This window comes from Serratia rhizosphaerae (assembly GCF_009817885.1).
Lineage (GTDB): Bacteria > Pseudomonadota > Gammaproteobacteria > Enterobacterales > Enterobacteriaceae > Serratia_B > Serratia_B rhizosphaerae.
Genome location: NZ_CP041764.1, coordinates 3,972,148 through 3,995,835, shown reverse-complemented (window position 1 = coordinate 3,995,835; position 23,688 = coordinate 3,972,148). Strand labels below are relative to the sequence as shown.

22 protein-coding genes and 1 tRNA gene are annotated in these 23,688 nt (G+C 57.0%); 11 read left to right on the top strand and 12 right to left on the bottom strand.

What is annotated here, in order from left to right:
* Nucleotides 1–61 precede the first annotated feature (61 nt).
* Nucleotides 62–418 (top strand): DUF805 domain-containing protein, encoded by a 357-nt coding sequence (locus FO014_RS18475; RefSeq protein ID WP_160030573.1) that lies wholly within the window; start codon nt 62–64, stop codon nt 416–418.
* On the opposite strand, the gene FO014_RS18470 is transcribed toward FO014_RS18475, so the two are convergent.
* Nucleotides 415–1,851, bottom strand: a complete 1,437-nt coding sequence (locus FO014_RS18470) for an EmmdR/YeeO family multidrug/toxin efflux MATE transporter (protein WP_281354977.1) — start codon at nt 1,849–1,851, stop codon at nt 415–417. The genes FO014_RS18475 and FO014_RS18470 overlap by 4 nt on opposite strands.
* Nucleotides 1,852–2,058: 207 nt before the next feature.
* Here FO014_RS18470 and FO014_RS18465 point away from each other — a divergent pair, with 207 nt between their 5' ends.
* Nucleotides 2,059–3,519: an AMP nucleosidase gene (locus tag FO014_RS18465; protein ID WP_160030571.1), complete on the top strand. Its 1,461-nt coding sequence runs from the start codon at nt 2,059–2,061 to the stop codon at nt 3,517–3,519.
* A gap of 45 nt (nt 3,520–3,564) precedes the next feature.
* On the opposite strand, the gene FO014_RS18460 is transcribed toward FO014_RS18465, so the two are convergent.
* From FO014_RS18460 to FO014_RS18450, 3 genes are all read right to left on the bottom strand, one after another.
* Nucleotides 3,565–4,965, bottom strand: a complete 1,401-nt coding sequence (locus FO014_RS18460; protein WP_160031439.1) for an MFS transporter — start codon at nt 4,963–4,965, stop codon at nt 3,565–3,567.
* A 197-nt stretch (nt 4,966–5,162) separates the two neighbouring features.
* Complete coding sequence (locus tag FO014_RS18455) at nt 5,163–6,350, bottom strand: sugar transporter (protein ID WP_111736767.1); 1,188 nt, start codon at nt 6,348–6,350, stop codon at nt 5,163–5,165.
* 170 nt (nt 6,351–6,520) lie between these two features.
* A complete protein-coding gene (locus FO014_RS18450; protein WP_160030570.1) occupies nt 6,521–6,925 on the bottom strand; it encodes a hypothetical protein in 405 nt (134 codons plus the stop codon).
* Nucleotides 6,926–7,404: 479 nt separating this feature from the next.
* Here FO014_RS18450 and FO014_RS18445 point away from each other — a divergent pair.
* Nucleotides 7,405–7,480: transfer RNA gene (locus tag FO014_RS18445), tRNA-Asn, on the top strand.
* A 54-nt stretch (nt 7,481–7,534) separates the two neighbouring features.
* On the opposite strand, the gene mgrA is transcribed toward FO014_RS18445, so the two are convergent.
* The 4 genes from mgrA to FO014_RS18425 all read right to left on the bottom strand — a co-directional run bounded on the left by mgrA (nt 7,535) and on the right by FO014_RS18425 (nt 11,166).
* Nucleotides 7,535–8,569: an L-glyceraldehyde 3-phosphate reductase gene (gene mgrA, locus FO014_RS18440; protein ID WP_160030569.1), complete on the bottom strand. Its 1,035-nt coding sequence runs from the start codon at nt 8,567–8,569 to the stop codon at nt 7,535–7,537.
* A gap of 153 nt (nt 8,570–8,722) precedes the next feature.
* Complete coding sequence (gene tmaR, locus FO014_RS18435) at nt 8,723–9,040, bottom strand: PTS system regulator TmaR (protein WP_105231825.1); 318 nt, start codon at nt 9,038–9,040, stop codon at nt 8,723–8,725.
* Between the two features lie 162 nt (nt 9,041–9,202).
* Nucleotides 9,203–10,267 (bottom strand): FUSC family protein, encoded by a 1,065-nt coding sequence (locus FO014_RS18430; protein WP_160030568.1) that lies wholly within the window; start codon nt 10,265–10,267, stop codon nt 9,203–9,205.
* A gap of 131 nt (nt 10,268–10,398) precedes the next feature.
* Nucleotides 10,399–11,166 carry an N-acetylmuramoyl-L-alanine amidase gene (locus FO014_RS18425; protein WP_160030567.1) on the bottom strand — a complete coding sequence of 256 codons (768 nt, stop codon included), beginning with the start codon at nt 11,164–11,166 and terminating at the stop codon, nt 10,399–10,401.
* 178 nt (nt 11,167–11,344) lie between these two features.
* Here FO014_RS18425 and FO014_RS18420 point away from each other — a divergent pair, with 178 nt between their 5' ends.
* Nucleotides 11,345–12,091, top strand: coding sequence for a S24 family peptidase (locus tag FO014_RS18420; protein ID WP_105231828.1), 747 nt, complete (start codon nt 11,345–11,347; stop codon nt 12,089–12,091).
* A gap of 6 nt (nt 12,092–12,097) precedes the next feature.
* Here the strand turns inward: FO014_RS18420 and FO014_RS18415 are convergent, their stop codons facing one another.
* Complete coding sequence (locus FO014_RS18415; RefSeq protein ID WP_160030566.1) at nt 12,098–13,207, bottom strand: SDR family oxidoreductase; 1,110 nt, start codon at nt 13,205–13,207, stop codon at nt 12,098–12,100.
* A 254-nt stretch (nt 13,208–13,461) separates the two neighbouring features.
* Between FO014_RS18415 and FO014_RS18410 the strand changes: the two genes are divergently transcribed.
* The 5 genes from FO014_RS18410 (at nt 13,462) to sbcB (ending at nt 17,816) form a co-directional block, all read left to right on the top strand.
* Nucleotides 13,462–13,620 carry a hypothetical protein gene (locus FO014_RS18410; protein ID WP_160030565.1) on the top strand — a complete coding sequence of 53 codons (159 nt, stop codon included), beginning with the start codon at nt 13,462–13,464 and terminating at the stop codon, nt 13,618–13,620.
* Between the two features lie 157 nt (nt 13,621–13,777).
* Nucleotides 13,778–14,020: a DinI family protein gene (locus FO014_RS18405; protein WP_105231830.1), complete on the top strand. Its 243-nt coding sequence runs from the start codon at nt 13,778–13,780 to the stop codon at nt 14,018–14,020.
* 157 nt (nt 14,021–14,177) lie between these two features.
* Nucleotides 14,178–15,134, top strand: a complete 957-nt coding sequence (locus FO014_RS18400; RefSeq protein WP_246167990.1) for a hypothetical protein — start codon at nt 14,178–14,180, stop codon at nt 15,132–15,134.
* 12 nt (nt 15,135–15,146) lie between these two features.
* Nucleotides 15,147–15,557 (top strand): hypothetical protein, encoded by a 411-nt coding sequence (locus FO014_RS18395; RefSeq protein WP_111736761.1) that lies wholly within the window; start codon nt 15,147–15,149, stop codon nt 15,555–15,557.
* Nucleotides 15,558–16,385: 828 nt separating this feature from the next.
* Complete coding sequence (gene sbcB, locus FO014_RS18390) at nt 16,386–17,816, top strand: exodeoxyribonuclease I (protein ID WP_160030564.1); 1,431 nt, start codon at nt 16,386–16,388, stop codon at nt 17,814–17,816.
* A 33-nt stretch (nt 17,817–17,849) separates the two neighbouring features.
* On the opposite strand, the gene FO014_RS18385 is transcribed toward sbcB, so the two are convergent.
* Both FO014_RS18385 and FO014_RS18380 read right to left on the bottom strand, forming a co-directional pair.
* Nucleotides 17,850–18,302 (bottom strand): universal stress protein, encoded by a 453-nt coding sequence (locus tag FO014_RS18385; RefSeq protein WP_160030563.1) that lies wholly within the window; start codon nt 18,300–18,302, stop codon nt 17,850–17,852.
* A gap of 9 nt (nt 18,303–18,311) precedes the next feature.
* The gene (locus FO014_RS18380) at nt 18,312–19,100 is read right to left on the bottom strand and encodes an IclR family transcriptional regulator (RefSeq protein WP_160030562.1); all 789 of its coding nucleotides are present in this window, start codon (nt 19,098–19,100) and stop codon (nt 18,312–18,314) included.
* 164 nt (nt 19,101–19,264) lie between these two features.
* On the opposite strand from FO014_RS18380, the gene FO014_RS18375 reads away from it, so the two are divergent.
* Both FO014_RS18375 and FO014_RS18370 read left to right on the top strand, forming a co-directional pair.
* Nucleotides 19,265–20,869 carry an MFS transporter gene (locus FO014_RS18375; protein ID WP_160030561.1) on the top strand — a complete coding sequence of 535 codons (1,605 nt, stop codon included), beginning with the start codon at nt 19,265–19,267 and terminating at the stop codon, nt 20,867–20,869.
* A gap of 2 nt (nt 20,870–20,871) precedes the next feature.
* Nucleotides 20,872–21,900: an HlyD family secretion protein gene (locus tag FO014_RS18370; protein WP_160030560.1), complete on the top strand. Its 1,029-nt coding sequence runs from the start codon at nt 20,872–20,874 to the stop codon at nt 21,898–21,900.
* An 80-nt stretch (nt 21,901–21,980) separates the two neighbouring features.
* On the opposite strand, the gene FO014_RS18365 is transcribed toward FO014_RS18370, so the two are convergent.
* On the bottom strand, nt 21,981–23,348 hold the full coding sequence (locus FO014_RS18365) for an APC family permease (RefSeq protein ID WP_160030559.1): 1,368 nt from the start codon (nt 23,346–23,348) through the stop codon (nt 21,981–21,983).
* Between the last annotated feature and the right edge of the window lie 340 nt (nt 23,349–23,688).

The following is a 23,688-nucleotide window of genomic DNA, read 5'->3' as shown; positions in this document are numbered from 1 at the left end:
TTGCCCTTCCCCTTCATGATCTATAAGTTATTAAATTATTGATATATAAAATATATCTATCATGGAGGATGTTATCATTTACCTGTTAAATGTGATCTATCAGGGATATCGACAGTCGTTCAGCATCGAAGGCCGGGACAGCCGCGCATTCTATATCACGCTGATGGTATTTCAGCACCTGTGGTTTGTGTTTTACCTGGCGCTAAAGGTGGTAATGAATTACCCGCTTTCATGGATCGTGGTCATTATCTTTGTGCTGCCGCTGCTGGCCAGCAATATCCGCCGCCTGCATGACGGCGGCTACAGCGGCACCTGGTGTTTCTGCTGGTTTGTGATGCCGCACCTGGCGCTGATTGGCGCCATGTTTCTGCCGTCGCTCAATAATAAAAACCCCTACACCCGCTATCCGCAAAATTAGTCCCGGGGCGCGTTGTCCTTATTGCGCGGATACTTCCACAGCCAACGGCCGCTGACCATACGCCAGTAGAACAGCGCGCCGCGTACCGCCCAGTCCATAAACATCCCCAGCCAGACGCCGGTCACCCCCATGCCCAGCACGATCCCCAGCGTATAGCCGGCTACCACCCGGCAGCCCCACATGCCCAACATCGACACCCACATGGCAAAACGCGCGTCGCGCGCGCCCTTCAGCCCGGCGGGCAGCACCCAGGAGGCGGCCCAAATCGGCATAAAGGCGGCGTTCAGCCAGATCAGCACCTTCACCACCTCTTTCACATCATCCTGCTGGGTATAGAACGCGGCAAACAGCCCGGCGAACGGCGCGCTGCCCCAGGCCAGCAGCGTCAGGCCAAGGGTCGACAGCCAGAAAATATGCCGCAGCTGCCGCTCCGCCTGGCCAATTTGCCCCTTGCCCAGCCGCCGTCCCACGATAATGGTCGACGCCGAGCCCAGCGCATTGCCCGGCAGGTTAATCAGCGAGGCGATCGAGAAAGCGATAAAGTTACCGGCGATCACGCTGGTGCCCATGCCGGCCACAAACATCTGCGTCAGCAATTTGCCGCCGTTAAACAGCACCGACTCAATGCTGGCGGGAATGCCGATGCCCAGCACCTCTTTCAGGATCGATAGCTGCAACCGGCTGAAATAGCTCTTCAGGGTAATGTGCAGCGACGGATTAAAGCCGATCGCCAGCACATAAATAATCGCCACGGCGCCAATATAGCGTGACAGGGTCAGCCCCAGTCCGGCCCCGATGAAGCCCAGACCGTCCCAGCCCGGAATGCCGTAAATCAGCGCGCTGCTGATAATGATATTGAGGATGTTCATGCCGCCATTGATCAGCAGCGGAATTTTGGTGTTGCCCGCGCCGCGCAGAGCACCGCTGCCGATCAGCGCAATCGCCGCCGCCGGGTAGCTCCACACGGTGGTCTGCAGATAGGAGAGCGCCAGCGCCTTTACCTCCGGCGTGGCGGCGCCGGCAATCACATCAATAATCTGCTCGCCGGCCAGGTGGATCGCCGCCGCCAGCAGCAGCGCCACCACCGTCATCAGCACCAGCGACTGACGCGCCGCCGCGCGCGCCCGCTGGTGATCCAGTTTGCCCAGGCTGAACGCCACCACCACCGTGGTGCCAAGATCCACCGCGGCGAAAAAGGCGATGATCACCATGTTGAAGCTGTCCGCCAGCCCGACCCCGGCCATTGCCTCCTTGCCCAGCCAGCTCACCAGAAACGTACTCAATACGCCCATCAGCAGGACGCAGGTGTTCTCCAGCAAGATCGGCACCGCCAACGGCACGATCTCGCGCCGAAACAGCACGCGGTAACTCTTCCGTTTGGGGTACCACGGCGTGGCGATCACCCGTTGACGAAGCTGCGCAAATAAGTTCAACATTGCTCCATGGCATAAAACGAAACTCTGTTTTAAATCATGTTTGATCCCTGCCGATCCTGCAAAGTTTTTTGTGCTGATTGCGCATGCCGGGCGCAGGCGGGCCGACGCCCTGCGCCACGGCGCTGATATGGATTTGTAACATATTGAGAATATGCTACTTTCTAACAATACCCGCAGTCGGACATCAACACGTTCAGAGGTACTATGGCTCATAGCAAAACAGGCAGTCACCACGCGGTCGCAGACGCGCTGGATCAGTTGGAAGCCCTCTACCAGGGCGCGGTCGAAGCGCTGCGTACGGCGATCGGTGATTTTATTGATAACAGCACGCTGCCGGACGCACAGGCGCGGGCCGCCGGGCTGTTTGTCTACCCGGAGCTGCGCGTCAGCTGGCACGGCACCGCCCCCAGCGAAAAGAAAACCCGCGCCTATGGCCGCTTCACCCATCCCGGCTGCTACACCACCAGCGTGACGCGGCCGGCGCTATTCCGCCACTACCTGGAAGACCAACTGACGCTGCTGGTGGAAGAATACGGCGCCGCCATCGAGGTGGCGCCCTCGCAGCGTGAAATCCCCTATCCGTATGTGATAGACGGCTCTACGCTGGAGCTGGATCGTTCGATGAGCGCCGGGCTGGCGCAACACTTTCCGGTGCCGGAGCTGGCGCAGATCGGCGATGACACCGCCGACGGTCTGTCTCAGGCCAGCGACACCTTCCCGCTGTCGCACTTCGACGCGCTACGCGCCGACTTCTCTCTGGCGCGCCTGCGCCACTACACCGGCACGCCGGTGGAACACTTCCAGCAGTTTGTGCTGTTCACCAACTACACCCGCTATGTGGACGAATTTGTCCGCTGGGCCTGCAGCGAGATCGCCGATCCGGACAGCCCGTATCAGGCGCTCTCCTGCGCCGGCGGTATCTACATCACCGCCGATACCCTGTCGCCGGAGCAGGCCGTGTCCGATCTGGCATGGAAAAACAACCAGATGCCGGCCTACCACCTGATTGGCGCCAACGGTCAGGGTATTACGCTGATTAATATCGGCGTCGGCCCTTCCAACGCCAAAACCATCTGCGACCATCTGGCGGTGCTGCGGCCGAACGCCTGGCTGATGATCGGCCACTGCGGCGGCCTGCGTGAAAGCCAGTCGATTGGCGATTACGTACTGGCGCACGCCTACCTGCGCGACGACCACGTGCTGGATGCGGTACTACCGCCGGATATCCCGATCCCCAGCATCGCTGAGGTACAAAGGGCGCTGTACGACGCCACCAAACAGGTCAGCGGCATGCCGGGCGAAGAGGTCAAACAGCGGCTGCGCACCGGCACGGTGGTCACCACCGATGACCGCAACTGGGAGCTGCGCTACGCCGCCTCGGCGCTGCGCTTTAACCTCAGCCGCGCGGTGGCGGTCGATATGGAAAGCGCCACCATCGCCGCTCAGGGCTACCGCTTCCGCGTGCCTTACGGCACGCTGCTGTGCGTTTCCGACAAGCCGCTGCACGGCGAGATCAAGCTGCCGGGGCAGGCCAACCGTTTTTATGAGGGGGCGATCTCCGAGCACCTGCAGATCGGCATCCGCGCCATCGATCTGCTGCGCGCCGAAGGCGAACGGCTGCACTCCCGCAAGCTGCGCACCTTTAACGAGCCACCGTTCCGCTGACGGTAAACGGCCCGGAACATCCGGGCCGTTTGTTTTTATCTGCGTTTAAATCGCTTCCAGGTCGCGGCCGCGGGTCTTCGGCCCGAAAATGCCAATCACCCCCATCACCATCAGCATGCTGAAGACGATAAAGCCGATGACGCCGGCCGACCCGCCGTACTGCAGGATCACGCCGATAATAATGCTGCTGAACGCCGTCGATAAGCGGCTGAAAGAGTAGCAGAAACCCACCGCGCGGGCGCGGATAAAGGTGGGAAACACTTCCGACTGATAAGAGTGGTAACTGTAGGTCAGCCAGGCGTTCGACCAGGTGATGAAAATACCGCACAGCACCAGCCACAGCGGGTTGCTCTGCCAGGCGAACAGCGAGCCGAAAATGACCGTCACCAGGCAGGAAAGAACAATTTGCCACTTGTTTTCCATCCGGTCGGCAAAGCGGCTGCAGATTAATGAGCCCAACGGATAGGCCAGCGTGATAAAAAACGCATACAACAGGCTGTGGGTCACCGAAGCGCCTTTGCCGGACAGCAGCGCCGGCAGCCAGTTGCCGAAGCCGAAAAAGCCAATCGCCTGGAAGAAGTTCATCACTACCAGCATCAGCGTACGGCCGCGGTAGCGCGGCGACCAGATATCGCGAAACCGCCCCTGTCGCCCCTCTTCCGCCGCCGGCGCGTCGCGCTGCGGAAACGGCGGCGCGTCCGTCACGCCGCAGCGCCGCTCCATCGCCGCCATCACCTGCCGCGCCTCGCCGTAGCGCCGCTGCTGCACCAACCAGCGCGCCGACTCCGGCAGGCCTTTACGCACCAGCCAAATCACCAGCGAGGCCAGCGCGCCGATAATCACCACGTAGCGCCAGCCGGTCAGCCCGAAAATGGTCTGTGGCACCAGCCACCATGACATCAGCGCCACCGCCGGCACCGATAAAAACTGGATAAAGAAAGCAAAGGCGAACGCGCGGGTGCGTAAATGCGCCGGGATCCATTCGGTGAGATAGGTGTCGATGGTTACCAGCTCAATGCCCAGGCCGACGCCGACCAGAAAGCGCATCAGCAATATCCATTCCGCCTGATTTTGCAGCGCCAGCAGCAGCGAAAATGCGCCGTACCAGGCCAGCGCAAACATAAAGGTCGCCCGCCGCCCGAAGCGGTCGGCATACGGGCTCAGCAGGCTAGCGCCGACAAACAGGCCAAGAAAGGTCACCGAGGCAAACGCCGCCTGATCGGAAACGCCGAACACGCCGTCGGCGCCGAGATGGAAAATGCCTTCGGCGATCATTGCGCCACTGATATAGCCGGTCTGAAACAGATCGTACAGCTCAAAAAAACCGCCTAACGACAATAGGGTAATAAAGCGCCATAGCCCGGCCGAGGCGGGTCGCGCATCGATTCTGGCCGACAGGTCCTGCTCATGAATCGGCGATTGCGCATCGACCCGCCGGTTATCCATCACAAAAGTATCACTCACCCGCAACCTCTCGATAACATTGACATAGGCTGTCTATGCTAATGATTCGCGGACGGAGTTAAATTTTTAATTAGCAGGCTAAAGAAATTAATTAAGCATAAAAAACTGCGGGGATGCGGTTTGGCTGGGGGAAAATTTAACCGGCTGACGAAGGGGGTTCGCCAGCCGGTCTGTGCGGCTCAGGCGCGGTGATGCTGCAGGCGCTCGCTGCGGTAGAAGTTCAGTACGCACCACCCCAGCGCAATCAGCGCCAGCGGCGCGCCCACCAGGCCGATGCTCGGCATGCCAAGGTGCAGGCTGACCTGGTTGCCCAGCAGCGCCCCGCCGCCGATGCCCAGGTTATACAACCCGGAGTAAATCGACATCGCAACGTCGGTGGCGTCCGGTGCCAGGCTCAGCACTTTCGCCTGCATCGACAGGCCGATAGCCATAATCGCCATCCCCCAGAACGCGCACAGCAGCGTCAGGTGCAGCTCACTGTCGGCGGCCGGCAGCAGCAGCAGCAGGCACACCGCCAGCAGACCGATCGCGCTGATAAACAGCCCGGACGGGAAGCGTTCGCTGTAGCGGCTGAACAGCAGGCTGCCGATAATGCCGGTCGCGCCGAACAACAGCAGCATCAGCGTGGTGAAGTTATCGCTCAGGCCGGCCACCCGCTGGATAAACGGCTCGATATAGCTGTAAGCGGTAAAGTGCGCCGTCACCACAATGATGGTCAGCATATACAGGCTGACCAGCGCCGGGCGCTTGAACAGTACCGGTACGCTGGCCAACGAACCGGAATGCTCGCTCTTCAGCACCGGCAACAGCCGCCACAGCATCAGCAACGCCAGCGTCGCCGCCACCGCGATGCCGATAAAGGTCATCCGCCAACCCAGCAGTTGCCCCACCACGCGCCCCAGCGGCAAACCGAGCACCATCGCCAGCGCGGTGCCGCCTGCCAGCATGCTCAGCGCCTGCGCTTTTTTGCCCGCCGGCGCCACGCGGATCGCCAGCGAGGCGGTGATCGACCAGAACACCGAATGCGCCAGCGCCACGCCGGCGCGGGAAATCACCAGGGTGGTGAAGTTCCAGGCAACCGCCGTCAGCACATGGCTGGCGATAAACAGGATAAATACGCCAATCAGCAATTTACGCCGTTCGATTTTGCTGGTCAGCAGCATGCACACCAGCGAGGCGGCGGCAACAATCCAGGCGTAAATCGTAATGATCAGCCCCACCTGCTCGGTCTGCATGGCAAAGCTTTGTGCTATATCGCTCAGTAAACCAACCGGAATAAACTCGGTGGTATTAAAGATAAAGGCGGAAACGGCAAGCACGACAACGCGCAGCCAGGCTGTGCGGCGGGAAGCGGCGACTTCGTTCATGAGTAAACAGATCCAGAACAGGTGGGTAGCAATGGAGAGATTTTATCCAATTGTTGGAAAAAACGCGACACCCATCACACTTTTATGCCGATTTTTTTACTTACGCCGTCTATTCGCGCAGGAGAGAAGGATGACGCCCGACAGCGGAGGTCATCCAACCGCACCGTCCGTCAGATGTTTTCCACCCGCTCAACCAGCGCCTGAGTTAACGCCGTACGAATGTCATTACAGGCTTTGCCGATGCGGTATTGATAGCCGGAGTCCAGAATGCCGTTGATCTCGCTGCTCAGATTGGCGCGCACCTGCGTATAGAGTTTGGCCTGCGTCAGAATCTGGTTCAACTCGGCGTTTTTGCTCTGATAAGCCGCCGGCGCAACCTGCTGCAGCGCATTTAATTCTTTCATGCAGGTGTACAGGGCGGCGTCGTTGCCCACATTCACTGACGGCCGGGTTGACAACATGGAGGATGCTTCCGTGGCTTGCGCCGGCTCCGCCTTGGCGGCGGGACGGTTGCCAGTCTGCTGACAACCCGCCAGTAACGCGCAAAACGTTACTACTGCGATGGTTTTTTTCATAACTTTCAAAATCCCAGAAATCCGACAACGGCGAGCTATATGCGCCGTCAGACGTGCTGTTATAGGTAGCAGATCGCCAGGCGAACGCGCAGCGGCCTGTTTATCAGGGATATTCCCAAACAAGCTGTCATGCTAACACAGAAAAATCCCAACAAACAGTAAGGCAAAAGAAAAAGTATTAGTATAAGCAGGGTTATTATTTTCTTGTTAACTCTCTGGAAAATAGTTAAAAGTCGGCTTATCTGCGGAAAGTCCGCCGTCTGGGTCCCTCCCCCGGCCTGGCAGCCAGAACCGTTAGCGGCAATGCGCCAAACAATGATAACCGCACGGTTTCTTTGTGCAAAAACCCGCCCGAGCCAGTATTAACACGCTGAAAAATGGCGCAAATCGATTATTAAGCCAGCGAACGCACCGTTTAACCCTTCTGACGCTTTGACAAAGCCCGTCCGGCTCGTTACTATGCGCCCCGCTCACACGATTCCTCTGTAGTTCAGTCGGTAGAACGGCGGACTGTTAATCCGTATGTCACTGGTTCGAGTCCAGTCAGAGGAGCCATATTTAGAAAAGCCCGCTTAAGGCAACTTAAGCGGGCTTTTTGCCGTCTGGCGTTCAGCGATCGGATGACGCCTGCCAGAGATTAAGCTGGCCGTCGGCCACGTGCTCATCAATCTGCTGCAGCTCCGCCGCGCTGAACGTGAGATTGTTCAGCGCCTGGCTGTTTTCCTCCAGTTGCTCCGGCCGGCTGGCGCCAATCAGCACCGAGGTGACTCGATTGTCCTTTAACAGCCAGCTCAGCGCCATCTGCGCCAGCGTTTGCCCGCGCTGCTGCGCCAGCTGGTTCAGCAGCTGAATGCTTTGCAGGTTCCGCGCGGACAGCATGCTCTCTTTCAGCGAACCGCCCTGCTCGCGCTTCATGCGCGAATCCTCCGGAATGCCATGCAGATACTTATTGGTCAGCAGCCCCTGCGCCAGCGGCGTAAAGGCGATGCAGCCCGTCCCCTGCTGTTCCAGCGCATCCAGCAGGCCGCTGCTTTCGACCCATCGGTTCAGAATGCTGTACGAGGGCTGATGGATCAGCAGCGGTATTTTCCATTCCCGCAGCAGCGCCGCCATTTTGACGGTACGGTCGGTGGAATAGGAAGAAATCCCCACGTACAGCGCCTTGCCGCTCTGCACCGCCTGCGCCAGCGCCGCGGCGGTTTCTTCCATCGGCGTATGTTCATCCACCCGGTGCGAATAAAAGATATCGACGTAATCCAGCCCCATGCGCTTCAGGCTCTGGTCGAGGCTGGCCAGCAGGTATTTGCGTGAGCTGCCGCTGCCGTAAGGGCCGGGCCACATATCGTAACCCGCCTTGGTGGAAATAATCAGCTGATCGCGATACGGCAGAAAATCCTGCTGCAACAGCCGGCCGAAATGGCTTTCCGCCGAACCCGGCGGCGGACCGTAGTTGTTCGCCAGATCAAAATGGGTAATTCCCAGATCAAACGCTTTACGCAGCAGCGCCCGCTGGGAAGAGAGACTGTGACCATCGCTAAAGTTGTGCCACAGTCCCAACGACAGCGCAGGCAGCTGTAGCCCGCTGTTGCCGCAGTAACGGTATTGCATCTGGCCATATCGGGAAGCATTTGCACAATAAGTCATGAGTGATCCCTACGCATTGTTTAATATTAAAACGTTGTTTCAATATCAGACTAAAGCGTGGTTCACCGGCTGGCAACGAGTAAAGCGCATAACTTTGAGGCAGGTAAAATAAAGCAGGCCAGACTGTAGATCTGGCCTGTGGGGAACGTTGGGTTACTTCACTTCGCCCATGGCTTTCAGCTTTTTAGACAGCTCGCGGCGCTCTTTCGACAGATCGGCATTTTTGATGATGTAGTCATCAACGCGATCTTCATAGTCGCTGCGCATATTGGCGATGATGGCCTGAATGTCTTCGATGCTCATGCCCGGCTTGATGTACTCGCTCAAGTTGTCCAGCAGCAGTACGCGCTTCTGGTTATCACGGATTTTCTTTTCGTTATCGACGATTTCACGCTGCAGCTTGTTTTTACGGCGGAACATACGCACAAACTCCAAAACATCCTGGAAACTCGGCTTAGTTGCATTATCCATCTTTATACCCTTGCTTTAGTAATACACAGATTCATTTGCTTACGGCCACAATGTTCTCAAGATACAGGTTTGTGGCGGTGCGGCACAACTCCCAATACCGCTATCTTACCCACTTTAGCGTCGCGGCCAAAACCCGAAGCGCACGCTTAATGATCTCACCCACTATTCCGCGCTGTCGGCGGTACAGACTTTAAGCAGATCGCCCAGTTCTTCCAACTGCTGCGCCAGCTGCATACTGAGCCACACATAGCCGTAAATCGGCGCTTCAACGTGCTGCCCGCCGGCTTCCTGCATCAGGGTTTTCAGCTCGGCGGAGATCTCCCCCAGCTCGCCAATGGTTTGCTGTGGCAGACCGGGGCCGCCGTGCTCCATCATCGCCGCCAGCGCCTCTAGCGAATGCAGCGTCAGCAGCTGAGCGCTGCGCAGCTTTTTGGCGTTCAGCATAATAAAGTGCGTTTCACGCGATGCCCAATAGGCATCGGCCAGCAGTTCCAGCGTGCACACCAGATTGCGGCTCAGGGTCTGCACCGCTTCAAAGACTTCGACGGAGATATGGCTTTCCTTACTGCTGGGGGCAATCAGGCTGCGCAGTTTCACCACCTGATTCAGCAGGCGCTTCAGGCGCAGCTCCAGCCGCGGACGTTCCACCACATTCGGCGACAAATAGGCGCCGTAAACCTGCCCGGCGGTGCGAAAACACTCCGCCATCTGCATCCGCCACAGAATATAGGCGCGCTGCGGATAAATGCTGGTGAACAGCAGCGCCAGTATCGAACCGAAGATGACATCGCCGCTGCGCCACAGCGCGGTTTGCATATCGCCGCTGCCTTCGCCGCACACCACCGCCAGCGTAATGCCGATCAGCAACGCCATATAGGGCCGCTTGCCGAGAGTAAAGTAGCCGCAGACAAACATCACCAACCCGCACCACAGCAGCATCAGCGGCAATGAATAGATTGCCAGATACAACGCCACCAGCCCGGAGGCGGCGCCGAACACCGTGCCGGCAATGCGCTGCAGCGCCCGCTGCGACACGTTGCCCCAAAACGATATCGGCCCCATCACCACCACCAGCGTAATCAGCGGCCAGGTGCCTTCCGGAACTTCCAGCAGGCGGATCAGTAAAAAGGTGAGAATAAACGCCAGCCCGATGCGTACGCCGTGCACAATGCGGTAATGACGGTAAATCAGATGTTCAAACGAGGAAATGCCACGATCCAGACGCACAGTGAGCCCACTTGCTGATAACGGAAAACCCTCAGTGTAGCGGAGCCAGCACAAAAAAGGATAACCGGGAATGTAGAAGAATATGTCCCGCGGCAGGAAAACCGGGCGCGACTACCGCGCCCGACGAGCTGTCATACAACGTATTTCTCCACCAGCGCCTGCAGAATCGCTGCGGTTTCCGCATCCATTACGCCGTCATATTTCTGCGGACGGAAATGCAGCTGAAATGCCCGCACCAGCTGGCGGTAGCCTTCGTCATCGCCGGCGGCGCTGACGTCATAGCCATATTTGGCAAACAGCGCCAACAGTTGCTGCCGGTCAGGTAACCCCTGGCAGCAACAGCGGTGCTGATAGCGCTGACGCGTCTCTTCTTCATACCAAGCGCCGACGCCGGCCTGATACAGCTGATGCCACGGGAACTGCGGACCGGGATCGCTCTTGCGGCCGGGCGCAATATCCGAATGCGCCACCACGTTGACCGGAGAAATATCCGGGTAGCGCTGCAGAATATTGCGCGTCAGCTGGATCACCGCCTCAATCTGCTGCGGCTCAAACGGCGGGAACGTGATATCTTCGCCGTCACCGCTGGCCAGATTAACGATCTCAATGCCGATCGAGGTGTCATTCAGGCTGTTGCGCACGCCCCACTGGCTGGCGCCGGCGTGCCAGGCGCGCTCCTGCTCATCCACCAGGTTAAAGATGCGCAGCCCGTCGAACCCGGCCGCCTGGTAGCTGGGATCCTGCGGATCCGGCACCAGATAGTGCGCGCTGACGGCGTTGCCGGTCAGCGAGGTGACCGAGTCGGCAAAATTTTGCGCGGTATAATGCAGCACCAAAAAGCGCACACGGCGGTTAAAGCTGGCCACCGAACGGTAGCTGTTGTAATCGATAGTGAACATCGCAGATTCCCTCTTTGCGTTAGTTGTTCAAAGATATTCGCATAGCATCATGATACGCGAAGGCTGGGTGGCATGAACATCACCACGACTTTAGTTTTAGCTAAACGCTAAATTTTTAGCAAGCGTTTTTAGCGGATAAAATATTTACCTTTTTGCTAAAGAGTGCGATTATCCGCCCATGGAAACCAAAGAAATAAGACGCAATAATTTGCGCGACCTGATGGCCCGCTACGCACGCAACGGCACCAACCAGAACGAGTTCGCCGCCCTGGTGGAGTCTTCCGCGCCCACGCTGAGCCAAATCATCGGGGACAAATCTTCACGCAATCTTGGCGACAACCTCGCCAGGCGGATTGAGGCCAGGCTGAATTTACCCAAGGGCTGGTTCGATGTTTTCCATGAAAAGCAGCTGGCCAAACCCTTTGATAACGTCGATACGGCGTCAGACTTTCAGCCTGCCCGCCTGAAGCCGGTGGTGTGGGAAGACACCAACCAGGACAAGGAAGAGTTTGTGGAGATCCCCCTGCTGGATATCGATTTCTCTGCGGGCGACGGCTGTTATGAGATCGTCGACCGCGAAGAATTTTCGCTGATTTTCCGCCGCTACTATCTGCACAAGATGGGCGTACCGGTGAATGCCGCGCGGATTATCCGCATCTCCGGCTCCAGCATGGAGCCGCGCCTGCAGGACGGTGACGTGGTCGGCATCAATACCGACGATTTACGCATCCGTGAAGGCAAAACCTACGCCATCCGCCACGGCAATCTCCTGCGTGTCAAAGTACTGCTGGAGCAGCCGGACGGCGGCGTGATTATCCGCTCGCTGAACCGTGAGGAGTACCAGGATGAGTACCTCAGCTATCAGCAGCGTAAAGATCAGCTGGTGGTGCTCGGCCGGGTGTTCTGGTCATCCTCATCCTGGTAAGCGCGCTTATTTAAAGTCTATCGCCATCTGCTGCGGAATCGACTGGCCGCGGGTGCTAGCCACACAGTGTGCGAGATAATCGGTAAAACGCGGCGGCTGCGGCATCCCCAGCTTCAGCAGTTTATCATTGCTAAAACGCACGTTGAGCATGGCGAACGAGCCGTACAGGCGCATCGCTTTCAGCATCAGTCGTTCGTTGCACGGGCCGAAGATATCCTTAAGTTGACGGCGCATCTTCACCAGCGCCTCATAGCTGACCTGCGCATAGTGTTCACCGACCGGTGCCTGCTCCAAAGCGCTGGCCATGGCGCGGTCGATATCGGCAAAGCTGACGCTGCGCTCCGCCCCGGCGGAGATATGGTACACATCGCTCTCCAGCCGTTCGCCGTTCAGCAACATCACCAGCGCATCGGCGCAGTAATCCGCCGGGATCACGTCAATTTTGTCCTGTAGCGAACACATAAATTTGCGCAGCATCAGCGCCATGCTGAATACCCAAAAAATGCTGCTGGATGGCTGGCAACCAAGGCGCGTGTGGCCGACGACGATCGACGGCCGGGCAATCACCAACGGCAGCTGCGGCAGTTGCTGACGCATCAGCTGTTCAATGGCAGATTTGGAACGGGTGTATTCCACCAGATGCTCGGCGTCTTCGGCAAACTCGCCGCTTTCTGCCACTAGCGCGCCCGGTTCCGGCGTACAGGACATGGCGGTGCCGACGTGTAAAAAACGCTGCAGCCCTTCCACCTGCGCCATTCTGCTGGCCAGTGCCAGCGTACCCTCAACGTTAACTTTCCAGATCAGCGGGTTATTGCCAAATGACGCCACCGCCGCACAGTTAATCACGTGCGTCACATTATTTAAGCGCGCATCCATCAGGAAACTTTCCGCGTCGGCCAAATCTCCCAACAAAATACTTTCCGGTGTAATTCTATCTAATACTTCAGGCGTCAGGTTAAACTTGACCATATTATTTTTAATCCGTACCAGCCCCTGTTCTTTATTTTCAGCGCGCACTAATAACAGATATTTTACCGGATGCCTTTCAGTTAGTAACTTCTCCAGCACCGCACCACCCAGAAAGCCGGTAGCGCCCGTCAGCAACAAAGTTTTCATATCGTTTTACTCGTAGAAGGATAGAATAAAACGGATTTTAAAAGGCGATAATTAAACGCATCATCAATCAACTATGCGGAGAGAAAACAAATATCGCCGTTAAGGCTTCATTAGGGTTTGAACTGAAATCCATACAATATCTTTAGTTACACTCTTATATTCACACTCAAGATATTTAATCGGTTCGTTGAAGGATTATTTATATTATCTCTGTCTTAATACGCGTGATTTTTCCCTTTTATTTCGGAACCACTATGAGCTACAACCAAAAAGTCTGGTCAGCGGTACTCTTGATGTGCGCCCTGTTCTGGGCAGCAATCATCGGCACGTTCTGCACGTTGAATGACCATCATCACCAGCCAGGAAGCTACGCCGAGCAAAAAACCAGCGTTGCCAAGCATCCGACATGTTAAGAATAATGCATTGAAATTAAACCTATTTCATCATCCGCTCTTTTCCTGGCTCTCTTTTATCTACGCATAGAGGCATGTGCACTCTGCTCTGCTTGACGGAAAGACACCTTACGGATAAGAATACTGTACACAATCACAGTAACCTAAAGATGATGATATGTTTGTAGAGCTGATTTTTGACCAACGTAATGTGCAGGGATTGCCGGGCGCGGCCGGGATTATCAAGGACGAACTGACAAGGCGGGTGCACAAGATTTTTCCCGATGCCGAAGTGAGGGTAAAACCCATGCAGGCCAACGGCCTGAATACGGATGTCAGCAAGAGCGACAAAGAAAAACTGAACCGCCTGCTGGAAGAGATGTTTGAAGAAGCCGATCAGTGGCTGGTTAGCGACCTGTAGCCGTTGAAATATTAGGTAAGGTTAGTTTAAGGTACATAGGCTAAAAGTCCCTATCGACTATGACAAGGAGTCACCCCATGGCCTACCTCCCCGTCAACGGATTGAACCTGGTTACTGCGTTGTTGAAACCCCTGGTTCGCTCACTTCGCAGGCAAACATGCTGTTCAGAAACCCAAACAGCGAAGCCGCCCGCTATTACCTGCAGCTCAATGCCGATACTCCATGGGTGAAGCCGGGACATATTCTGATCGTTGCCGATCCGCACAACCCCCACCAAGGCCCAGCCCTACACCATTTACGCCGGGCCAAAAACCAGGTGAATAAAGCGATGGCGCAGGTGGATGCCGAACAAGCGACATTTCTGCAGCGCAATTACGACACTCTCGCCACCATACTTAATGGCAGCAGCACCGGATTAGGCATCGCCAGTGATTCAGGGAAACGCTACTTTGAACGAATTGATGAAATATTGCGAAAAGTAGAAGCTACCTATCAGAACCAGTTCCGCACCCAAGGTACGCTAATTGGTCAGCAGTTTTTTGTCGAACGGAATCGCCTGTTTGGGGAGCTCAAAGTGATGCTGGATAAACCTGTATTCAGCCGACTAACGCGTAAAATCCTGAATCTGCGTCCGTATGACAGCATCAAAAGCGCCCTGAATTTGTCAAGCCGCTCAATTGTCCATGAGTGGTCTACGGTTGGCGTGGGCGCGATTAGAGGTTATTCGACTTATCTGGATGGAACCAGCAGAGCCATTAAATTTATGAAGAATGCTGGATGGGTGGGTTTGGCAATATCAGCGACCAGCACGACCAATGACGTGTATCATGCCTGTACAACCGGCCGCGAGAATGAATGCGGTCATGTTGCCTTCAAAGAATACGGCGCCTTTGTTGGCGGAGTAGGATTAGGTTCAGCTGGAGGTACCTGGGGAGCTCTGGCTGGGGGTGGAGTTTGTGTTGCCTTAGGAATTATCAGTGCCCCTATGGCCGGTAGTGCCGGCGTAGCATGTGCCATCATAGGCAGTGGTATTGGAGCATACGCTGGGACCACCGCAGGTGAAGCTATTGGTAGAGGTGTAGGACGCGGCATGGCCGATATCTTGTTTAAGTAACATAGGTAAATTATGAGTGATGCAGTTAGAAATTTTGGTACAATAATAGCCTTCCTAGGGATGTTGCTCTTTATTTTTAGCATTGCCTATTTTTCTTACATAAAAAAAGATTATAACAACACGATTTCAAAATATTTATCACATGGTTTGTTTATGAGGCGATTTGATATGCTTGCCGCTTCCGCGGGATATTTTGGCAGCATGATCGTTACCATATTTTTTTGGCAGCTTCTGACCCGAAAGCGCATTCAACTGTCCAAAAATGAGTACCTTGGGAATGAATCTTACGATTTTGTCAATGCTTTACCAGAGAGTGAAACACGTTGGATTAAACGCTACTTTCACCTCTTTTTAATCTGGTCATTTTCAATGCTCTTGGGAGGGGTGCTGATGTATCTACCCGACTGGCTACCTATCTCGTGACGGAGACTAAAACCATTATTGCTATCTGGTAGGAGGGCTGTTAACGGCTATATGGGCAGAAAGTATAGTGATTACGCTGCCGATATTGTTTAAAAATAATGATGAGATATCGCCAATGAGTTTCTATTTAATGTTTTTCGGGACAGTGCTTGGTTTCTCTGGTACTACTTTTTTCATATTTATTATGGTGTACTTTGGTTTCACAAAGAAAAGATATGAGGAGGTTTTATCCCGGTATTTATCCAGTGATCTTATCATGCCGGATGTTTACGTTGTTTATTCCAAGGGCGGTTTTTTTACAAGCCTATTTGTCGTTGGATTTTTCAGGAAGCTTCTCAAAAATAAAACTATTAAGTTGGGGAGGGGTACCAAAATGCCAAAAATCTCCTATGAATATGTGCAATCATTACCCGAACCTTTGAAGGCATGGATAAATAGGTATTATAGTATGCATATGGTAGCGGCCACTTTAATTTCCGTTGGTTTTACCCTTATGTTTATTGATAGTCTTGCCTCATAGCCTTCAAAAATCCCATGAGTCGTTTTCAATACTTGGAGGAGGTCTACTCATGCACATACCCGAATGGTTTCATATTCCATAGCACGATGAACCTCTCAGGCACGTCAAAGGCCCTCCTACCAATGTTCGGGCGCTGCCCCATACAACCTATCGATAATTCCTTTTAGACTGAACCTGCGCAGCAAAACCGGCCGCATTCCCCTTCTGGACTGCCCGAAGATGGTTTACCATGTAGCAAACGCAGCGGATCAAGGGTGAAACACCTTTAAATCTGTCAATCAGATGACAAACGCGGACAAGCTCAGACAGTGAAAAACAACAGCAGACAGAATACGTTTTACATCCACGACTATGAGACCTTTGGCAAAAGTCCGTCGCTGGATCGTCCAGCCCAGTTTGCCGGCGTGCGCACCGATATGGACTTCAATATCATCGAAGAGCCGCTGGTGATCTACTGCACCCCGGCGGATGACTACCTGCCGGATCCGGAAGCGGTGATGATTACCGGTATTACGCCGCAGGAGGCGCTGGCCAAAGGCGTTTGCGAAGCCGAGTTTGCCCGTCAGATCAACGAAGCCTTCAGCGTTCCCGGCACCTGTATCCTCGGCTACAACAATATTCGTTTCGACGATGAGGTCAGCCGCAATATTTTTTACCGCAACTTCCACGATCCTTATGCCTACAGCTGGCAAAACGGTAATTCACGCTGGGATCTGCTGGATGTGATGCGCGCCTGTTACGCTCTGCGGCCAGAGGGAATTGTCTGGCCGGAAAATGACGAGGGCTTCCCCAGCTTCCGTCTGGAGCACCTGACCCGCGCCAACGGCGTCGAGCATGAACAGGCGCACGACGCGATGTCGGACGTGTATGCCACCATTGCCATGGCCAAGCTGCTGAAGCAGGCGCAGCCGCGCCTGTTCGACTACCTGCTGCAGCACCGCAACAAGCACAAGCTGAATGCGTTGATCGACATTGCCGAGATGACGCCGCTGGTGCACGTTTCCGGCATGTTCGGCGCGGCACGCAGCAACACCAGCTGGATCGCGCCGCTGGCCTGGCACCCGGAGAATAAAAATGCGGTGATCGTCTGCGATCTGGCCGGCGACATCTCCCCGCTGCTGGATCTGAATGCCGATCAGTTGCGCGAACGCTTATATACCCGCCGCGACCAGCTGGCGGCCGATCAGCCGCCGGCGCCGATCAAACTGGTGCATATCAATAAATGCCCGGTGCTGGCGCCGGCCAAAACCCTGCTGCCGGAAAATGCCGAACGGCTGGGCATCGATCGCCAGGCCTGCCTGGATAACCTGCAGATTCTGCGTCAGCACCCGGAAGTCCGCGAGAAAGTGGTAGCGCTGTATGCCGAAGCGGAGCCCTTCACCCCGGCCGACGACGTCGACGCCAAACTGTACGATGGTTTCTTCAGCGATGCCGATAAAGCGGCGATGAAAATCATTTTGCAAACCAAGCCGCAAAACCTGCCGGCGCTGGATCTGGCCTTTGGCGACGGCCGCATGAAGGAGTTGCTGTTCCGCTACCGCGCACGCAACTATCCGAACACGCTGGACGATGCCGAACAACAACGCTGGCTGCAGCACCGTCGGGAAGTGCTCAACGCCGAGCGGGTGCAGGCCTATATTCTGCAGTTGGAAGCGCTGTATAACCTGCATGAAGGCGACAACGCCAAAATGGCGCAGCTAAAAGCGCTGTTTGATTATGGTAAGCAGCTGGTCGGGTAAGGCAGGAGTGCGGTGGGCCTGGCCCACCGCAGGTTATTCGTCAATGCGCACGTCGATCAGCACCGGGCAAGGCGCATGTTCGACCACCGCCACGCTGCACGAACCTTTCAACAGGCGGTTAAAGGATGACATCTGGCGACGCCCCATCACGATCATCGCCGCCTTCTGCGCCTTCGCTTCCGCGACAATCGCTTCCGCCGGCTCGCCGACCAGCACCTTGCCGCTGGCACTGACGCCGGCCTCGCTCAGCACCGCCAGCGCCTGCCGCACCACCGTTTCAGCCGCCTGCTGCTCGTCATTGGCATAGGCAAAATCGGCCGGGTCTTCGCCGCCCTCTTCATCGCCGTTCACCAACAATGCATAACCCGCATCAATACAGCATACCGCCAGCACCTGCGCCTGCTGCGCCCGCGCCTGTTCGGCGGCCAGGGCCAATACATATTGCGTCGCGTCCGAATTATCCACCGCCACCAACAACGTTTTCATCTCAGGCTCCTATTCATCACGCAGCGCCACTTTGCCGATTTCATCGATCAGCGCCTCTTTGCACTTCAGAATTTCAGTCCGGTAATGCGCCTCATTTTTCTGCAGGCGCGGGCCGGGGATCAACAGGCTGATGGAGAAACGCCCCAGGATGGTGTCGATCGCCACCGCCATGGTGGAGATGCCTTCCAGCGTCTCACCGCGATCGTAAGCCAGCCCGGTTCGGCGAATCTCCGCCAGACGCGTCATCAGCGCGGGAAAATCACGCACCGTTAAATCAGTAATCGCCGGGTAGGCCTCACCCAGCAGCGTGCGGGCCGCATCGTCGTTATCCAGCGCCAGCAGCGCCCGGCCGCCGGAGGTGCTGTACAGCGGCAGGTTCATGCCCAACCGCGGCACCACGCGCAGCTCGCGCTCGGCAACAATATAGTGCACCACCGCCAGCTGCAGGCCGTTGGCCCGCGCCAGCGACACGGTTTCCCCGGTCGCATCGCTCAGCGCCTGCAGCCAGGGCTGGGCGATCGCCACCACGTCGGTATGCACGTTGGTAATCAGACGCAGCAGCGCCGGCCCCAGACGTACCCCGCCGACGCTGCCGTGGCTGCGTACCAGCTGAGCATCGTCCAGCGCGCCGACAATACGCTGCACCGTAGAACGCGGCAGATCGACCCGCTGGGCGATCTCGCCCAAACTCATACCGTTTGGCTTTTCGCCCAACGCGTTGAGGATCTTCGCTGCGCGAGCGATGACCTGAATACCCCTCGTCCTTTCGTCGTCGCGGGCTATTGGCGATTCAGACATAACACTTTTCCTTTTCGTGCGGTTCACGTCCATTGTAACACTCATGCTTTGACGCGCGCACTGTACCACATTGCAATACAATGCATCACAATATAATATAAATCGCGACTTGTATCACAATACAGTACACCGCATCGATTAATTCCCCTCTCTGGAGTACTCATATGACAACCCAGCCTGCGGCCGCGCCGCCGCCGCACCCTTTTACCCTGCGTTTAGCGCTGGGGTTAGTCGGCGTGCTGATTGCCGCGTTGACGTCCGGATTGAACGATCGTATCTCCAGTCTGGCGCTGGCGGATATCCGCGCGGCGATCGGCATTGATTATGACACGGGCAGCTGGATCACCTCCGCCTATCAGGCCGCCGAAGTGGCGGCGATGATGGTAGCGCCCTGGCTGGCCGTCACCTTTTCCCTGCGGCGCTTCGCCCTGATCGTCATCACCGGCTTCGCTGCGGTGGGCATACTGCAGCCCTTCGCCACCGGCGCCGCGCCGTTTATTACCCTGCGGGTGATTCAGGGACTGTTCGGCGGCGCACTGCCACCGCTGCTGATGACGGTGGCGCTGCGCTTTCTGCCGCCTCAAATAAAACTGTACGGCCTGGCCGCCTATGCGCTGACCGCCACCTTCGGGCCTAACGTCGCCGCATCGCTGACGGCGCTGTGGACCGACAGCGTCGGCTGGCAGTTCGCTTTTTGGCAGGTGGTGCCGCTGTGTTTGATCGCCGCCCTGCTGATCGGCTGGGGGCTGCCGCAGGATCCGCTGCGGCTGGAGCGGCTGAAGCAGGCCGATCTGTTCGGCATGCTGACCGGCTGCAGCGGTATTGCGCTGCTGCTGTTGGCGCTCACCCAGGGGGAACGGCTGGACTGGCTGAATTCGCCGTTGATCGGCGCCATGCTGCTGGCCTCCGCCGCGCTGCTGGTCGTTTTCCTGATTAATGAGTGGTTTCACCCGCTGCCGCTGTTCAAGCTGCAGATGCTGGAACGCAGAAACCTGGCTTTCGGCCTGCTGGCGCTCGCCGCAGTGCTGACGCTGTCGCTGTCCGGCTCGTCACTGCCGTCCGCCTATTTCGCACAGGTGGAAGGGTTCCGCACCACCCAGTTTGCACCGCTGGCGCTGGCCGTCGGCCTGCCGCAGCTGATTATCGCGCCGTTTATCGCCATGCTGCTGAACTGGCGCTGGGTCGACAGCCGCTGGATGCTGGCCCTGGGCGCCGGCGCGATGATGCTCTCCTGCCTGATGGGCATGCAGCTGACCGCCGAATGGGCGCGGCAGAACTTCTGGCTAATCCAGGCGCTGCAGGCGTTCGGCCAGCCGATGATGATCTTGCCGATCCTGATGGGCTCAACCAGCGTGGTGGCGCCGCCGGAAGGGCCGTTCGCCTCCGCCATGTTCAATACCGTGCGCGGTTTTTCCAGCGTGGCGGCCGGCGTATTCGTCACCCACTTCCTCGACCGGCGCGAGCAGTTCCATTCGCACATTCTGGTCGACCAACTGGGCAACCGCCCATGGCTGATGACCGCCGCCACCGGCGACAGCGCCGGCTACAGTACGCCGCTGCTGCCCGACGGCACCGTCAGCTCGGCGGAAAACCTCGGCCATTTTTCAACGCTGGTGAAACATCAGGCGCTGATCCTCGGCATCAGCGATGCCTATTTACTGATCATCGGCTGCGCGCTGTTGCTGGTACTGCTGACCCTCTGGCTGCCAAAACGCGTCTACCCGCCGCAAACGCTGTTACCTTTAGCTCCTAAAACATCGAGATCCTAACTATGAGTTTTACACCTGCCAAACGGACATTCATCCTGGCGCTGCTGCTGTTGCTGTTGCTGGCCTGTGCTTTTGCCATCTGGTCATTCAGCAACCGTCACGACTACAGCACCACCGATGCAGTGGTCACCGCCGACTATACGCTGGTGGCCCCCAAGGTGTCCGGCTATATCCGCAACGTCAACGTCGAGGACAACCAACAGGTTAAAGCCGGCGATGTACTGGCGACGATCGATGACCGCGATTACCGCGTCGCGCTGGAAACCGCCGAAGCCAGCCTGCAGGTCAGTCAGGCCAAGCTGGCCAGCATTCAGGCCCAGCTGGAACAGCAGCAGGCCAATATCGCCCAGGCCGAAGCGGCCGTCAGCGCCAGCCAGGCAACGCTGAACTACGCCGGTCAAAATGCCGAGCGCTACCGCCGCCTGCTGAAAAGCCACGCCATTTCAGCCGATGAACAGCTGAAGTCCGCTTCCTCGATGCAGAGCGCCGCCGCGCAGGTTAAGCAGAATCAGGCCGCCGTCGTATCCGCACGCAGGCAAGTCGGCGTGCTGCAGGCCAGCCGGCAGCAGGCGAACGCCGATATCGCCGCCGCGCAGGCCAGCGTCGATCAGGCACGTCTGAATCTCTCCTATACCCGCATCGTGGCGCCTATCGACGGCGTTGTCGGCCAGCGGGCGGTGCGTCAGGGGGCCTGGGTCAGCGCCGGTACGCGGCTGCTGGCGGTCGTGCCGCTTGAGCAGAGCTATGTGCTGGCCAATTTCCTGGAAACCCAGCTGTCCAACGTCAGCCGCGGCCAGCCGGTCACCATCAGCGTCGACGCACTGCCCGGCGTCACCCTGCGCGGCCACGTCGACAGCATCGCGCCGGCCACCGGAGCCACCTTTGCCGCCATCAGCGCCGACAACGCCACCGGCAACTACACCAAAGTGGTGCAGCGCCTGCCGGTGAAAATTCAGCTGGAGCCGAACCAGAGCGACGTCGCGCGCCTGCGCGTCGGCATGTCGGTGATCCCGCGGCTGGAAATGCGCTGATTCCCTCCGCCAATCTGCGGGCACAAAAAAAGGGCTGAACACTGTTCAGCCCTTTTTCATTCAGCGCTAACGCTTATCGCTTACGCCACGTCTTCACTCGCCTGCGGCACCGGCAGACGGAAGCTGCGGGTGACGAACGCCAGATAGATCAGGCCGATGGAGCCCCAAACCAGGCCCAGCGTCATCGAGCTGCTTTCCAGATTCAGCCACAGCGCGCCGACGGTCAGCGCGCCCAGCACCGGCAGAATCAGATAGTTCACGGTATTTTTAACACCGCGGTTCATCTTGTCGCGGATGTAGAACTGCGAGATCACCGATAGGTTCACGAAGGTGAAAGCCACCAGCGCGCCGAAGTTGATCAGCGCCGTCGCGGTCACCAGATCAAACGACACCGCAGACAGGGCGATCGCCCCCACCAGCAGTACATTCATCGCCGGGGTACGCCACTTCGGATGCACATAGCCGAAGAAACGCTCCGGAAACACGCCATCACGGCCCATCACATACATCAGGCGGGATACGCCGGCGTGCGCCGCCATACCGGATGCCAGTACGGTCACACAGGAGAACACCAGAATCACCGACTGGAAGAACTTGCCGGCCACGTACAGCATGATTTCAGGCTGGGACGCGTCCGGATCCTTGAAGCGGGAGATATCCGGGAAATACAGCTGTACAAAGTAAGACACCACGATAAAGATCACGCCGCCAATCAGCGCGGTCAGGAAGATGGCCTTCGGGATCACCTTCTCGGCATCTTTGGTTTCTTCGGACAGCGAGCTGATGCCGTCAAAGCCGAGGAACGAGAAGCACAGAATGGTCGCGCCGGTAATCATCGGCACCACGTGCGCATTGTCGGACCAGAACGGACGGCTGCTCACCAGCGTACCGGCGCCTTCGCCGTGATACACGCCGTTGATCACCAGGCCAAGGAATACCACCATGATCGCCACCTGCACCACCACGATAATGGAGTTCAGGTTCGCCACCAGCTTGATGCCGCGCAGATTGAACAGCGTCATCAGCGCCACCAGCGCCACGACAAAGATCCACGACGGCACGCCCGGGAAGATCGCTTCCAGGTAAATTTTGGCCAGCAGGATGTTGATCATCGGCATGAACAGGTAATCAAGCAGTGATGACCAGCCCACCATAAAACCGACGTGCGGCCCGATCGCCTTCTGCGCATAGGTATAAGCAGAACCGGCCGATGGGAACTTCTTCACCAGTTTGCCGTAGCTGAGCGCAGTAAATAAAATCGCCAGCAGCGCGAAGGCATAGGCGGTGGCGACGTGACCGTCGGTCAGGCCGGAAACAATGCCAAAGGTGTCAAAGATGGTCATCGGCTGCAGATAAGCCAGGCCCATCATGACCACAGGTACCAGAGTCAGGGTTTTACGCAGCTGAGTGCGTTGTGCCGGAGCGGCGCTGATGATGTTATCGGACATTGTTCAGCCCCCCCTTACCTTCAGACTTGCGGAGAGTAGACACGCTAAGACTCAAGGTTGCGGGGAAACTTCGCAACAGGCGACTTAATTCTAAAAGAGGGGTAAGGGGAGCCGGGATATGCATCAAGGAAACCTTGGTTGCTGGTCCGTAATCGCCGCGGGTGCAGCGGAAACCGGCGGGCACCGGTGCTGTATTGAAAAATTGCCCCATCTTTCTTTTCCTCATGAGTCACGACCAATGAAGTTTTTGGTTGATCGTGCACAAAACTGTTTATCTATCCGGCTCGGAGTCCGGCCTCGCTTGTGTATGAAACGCTCGGTTTACAAAACTAGATGCAAA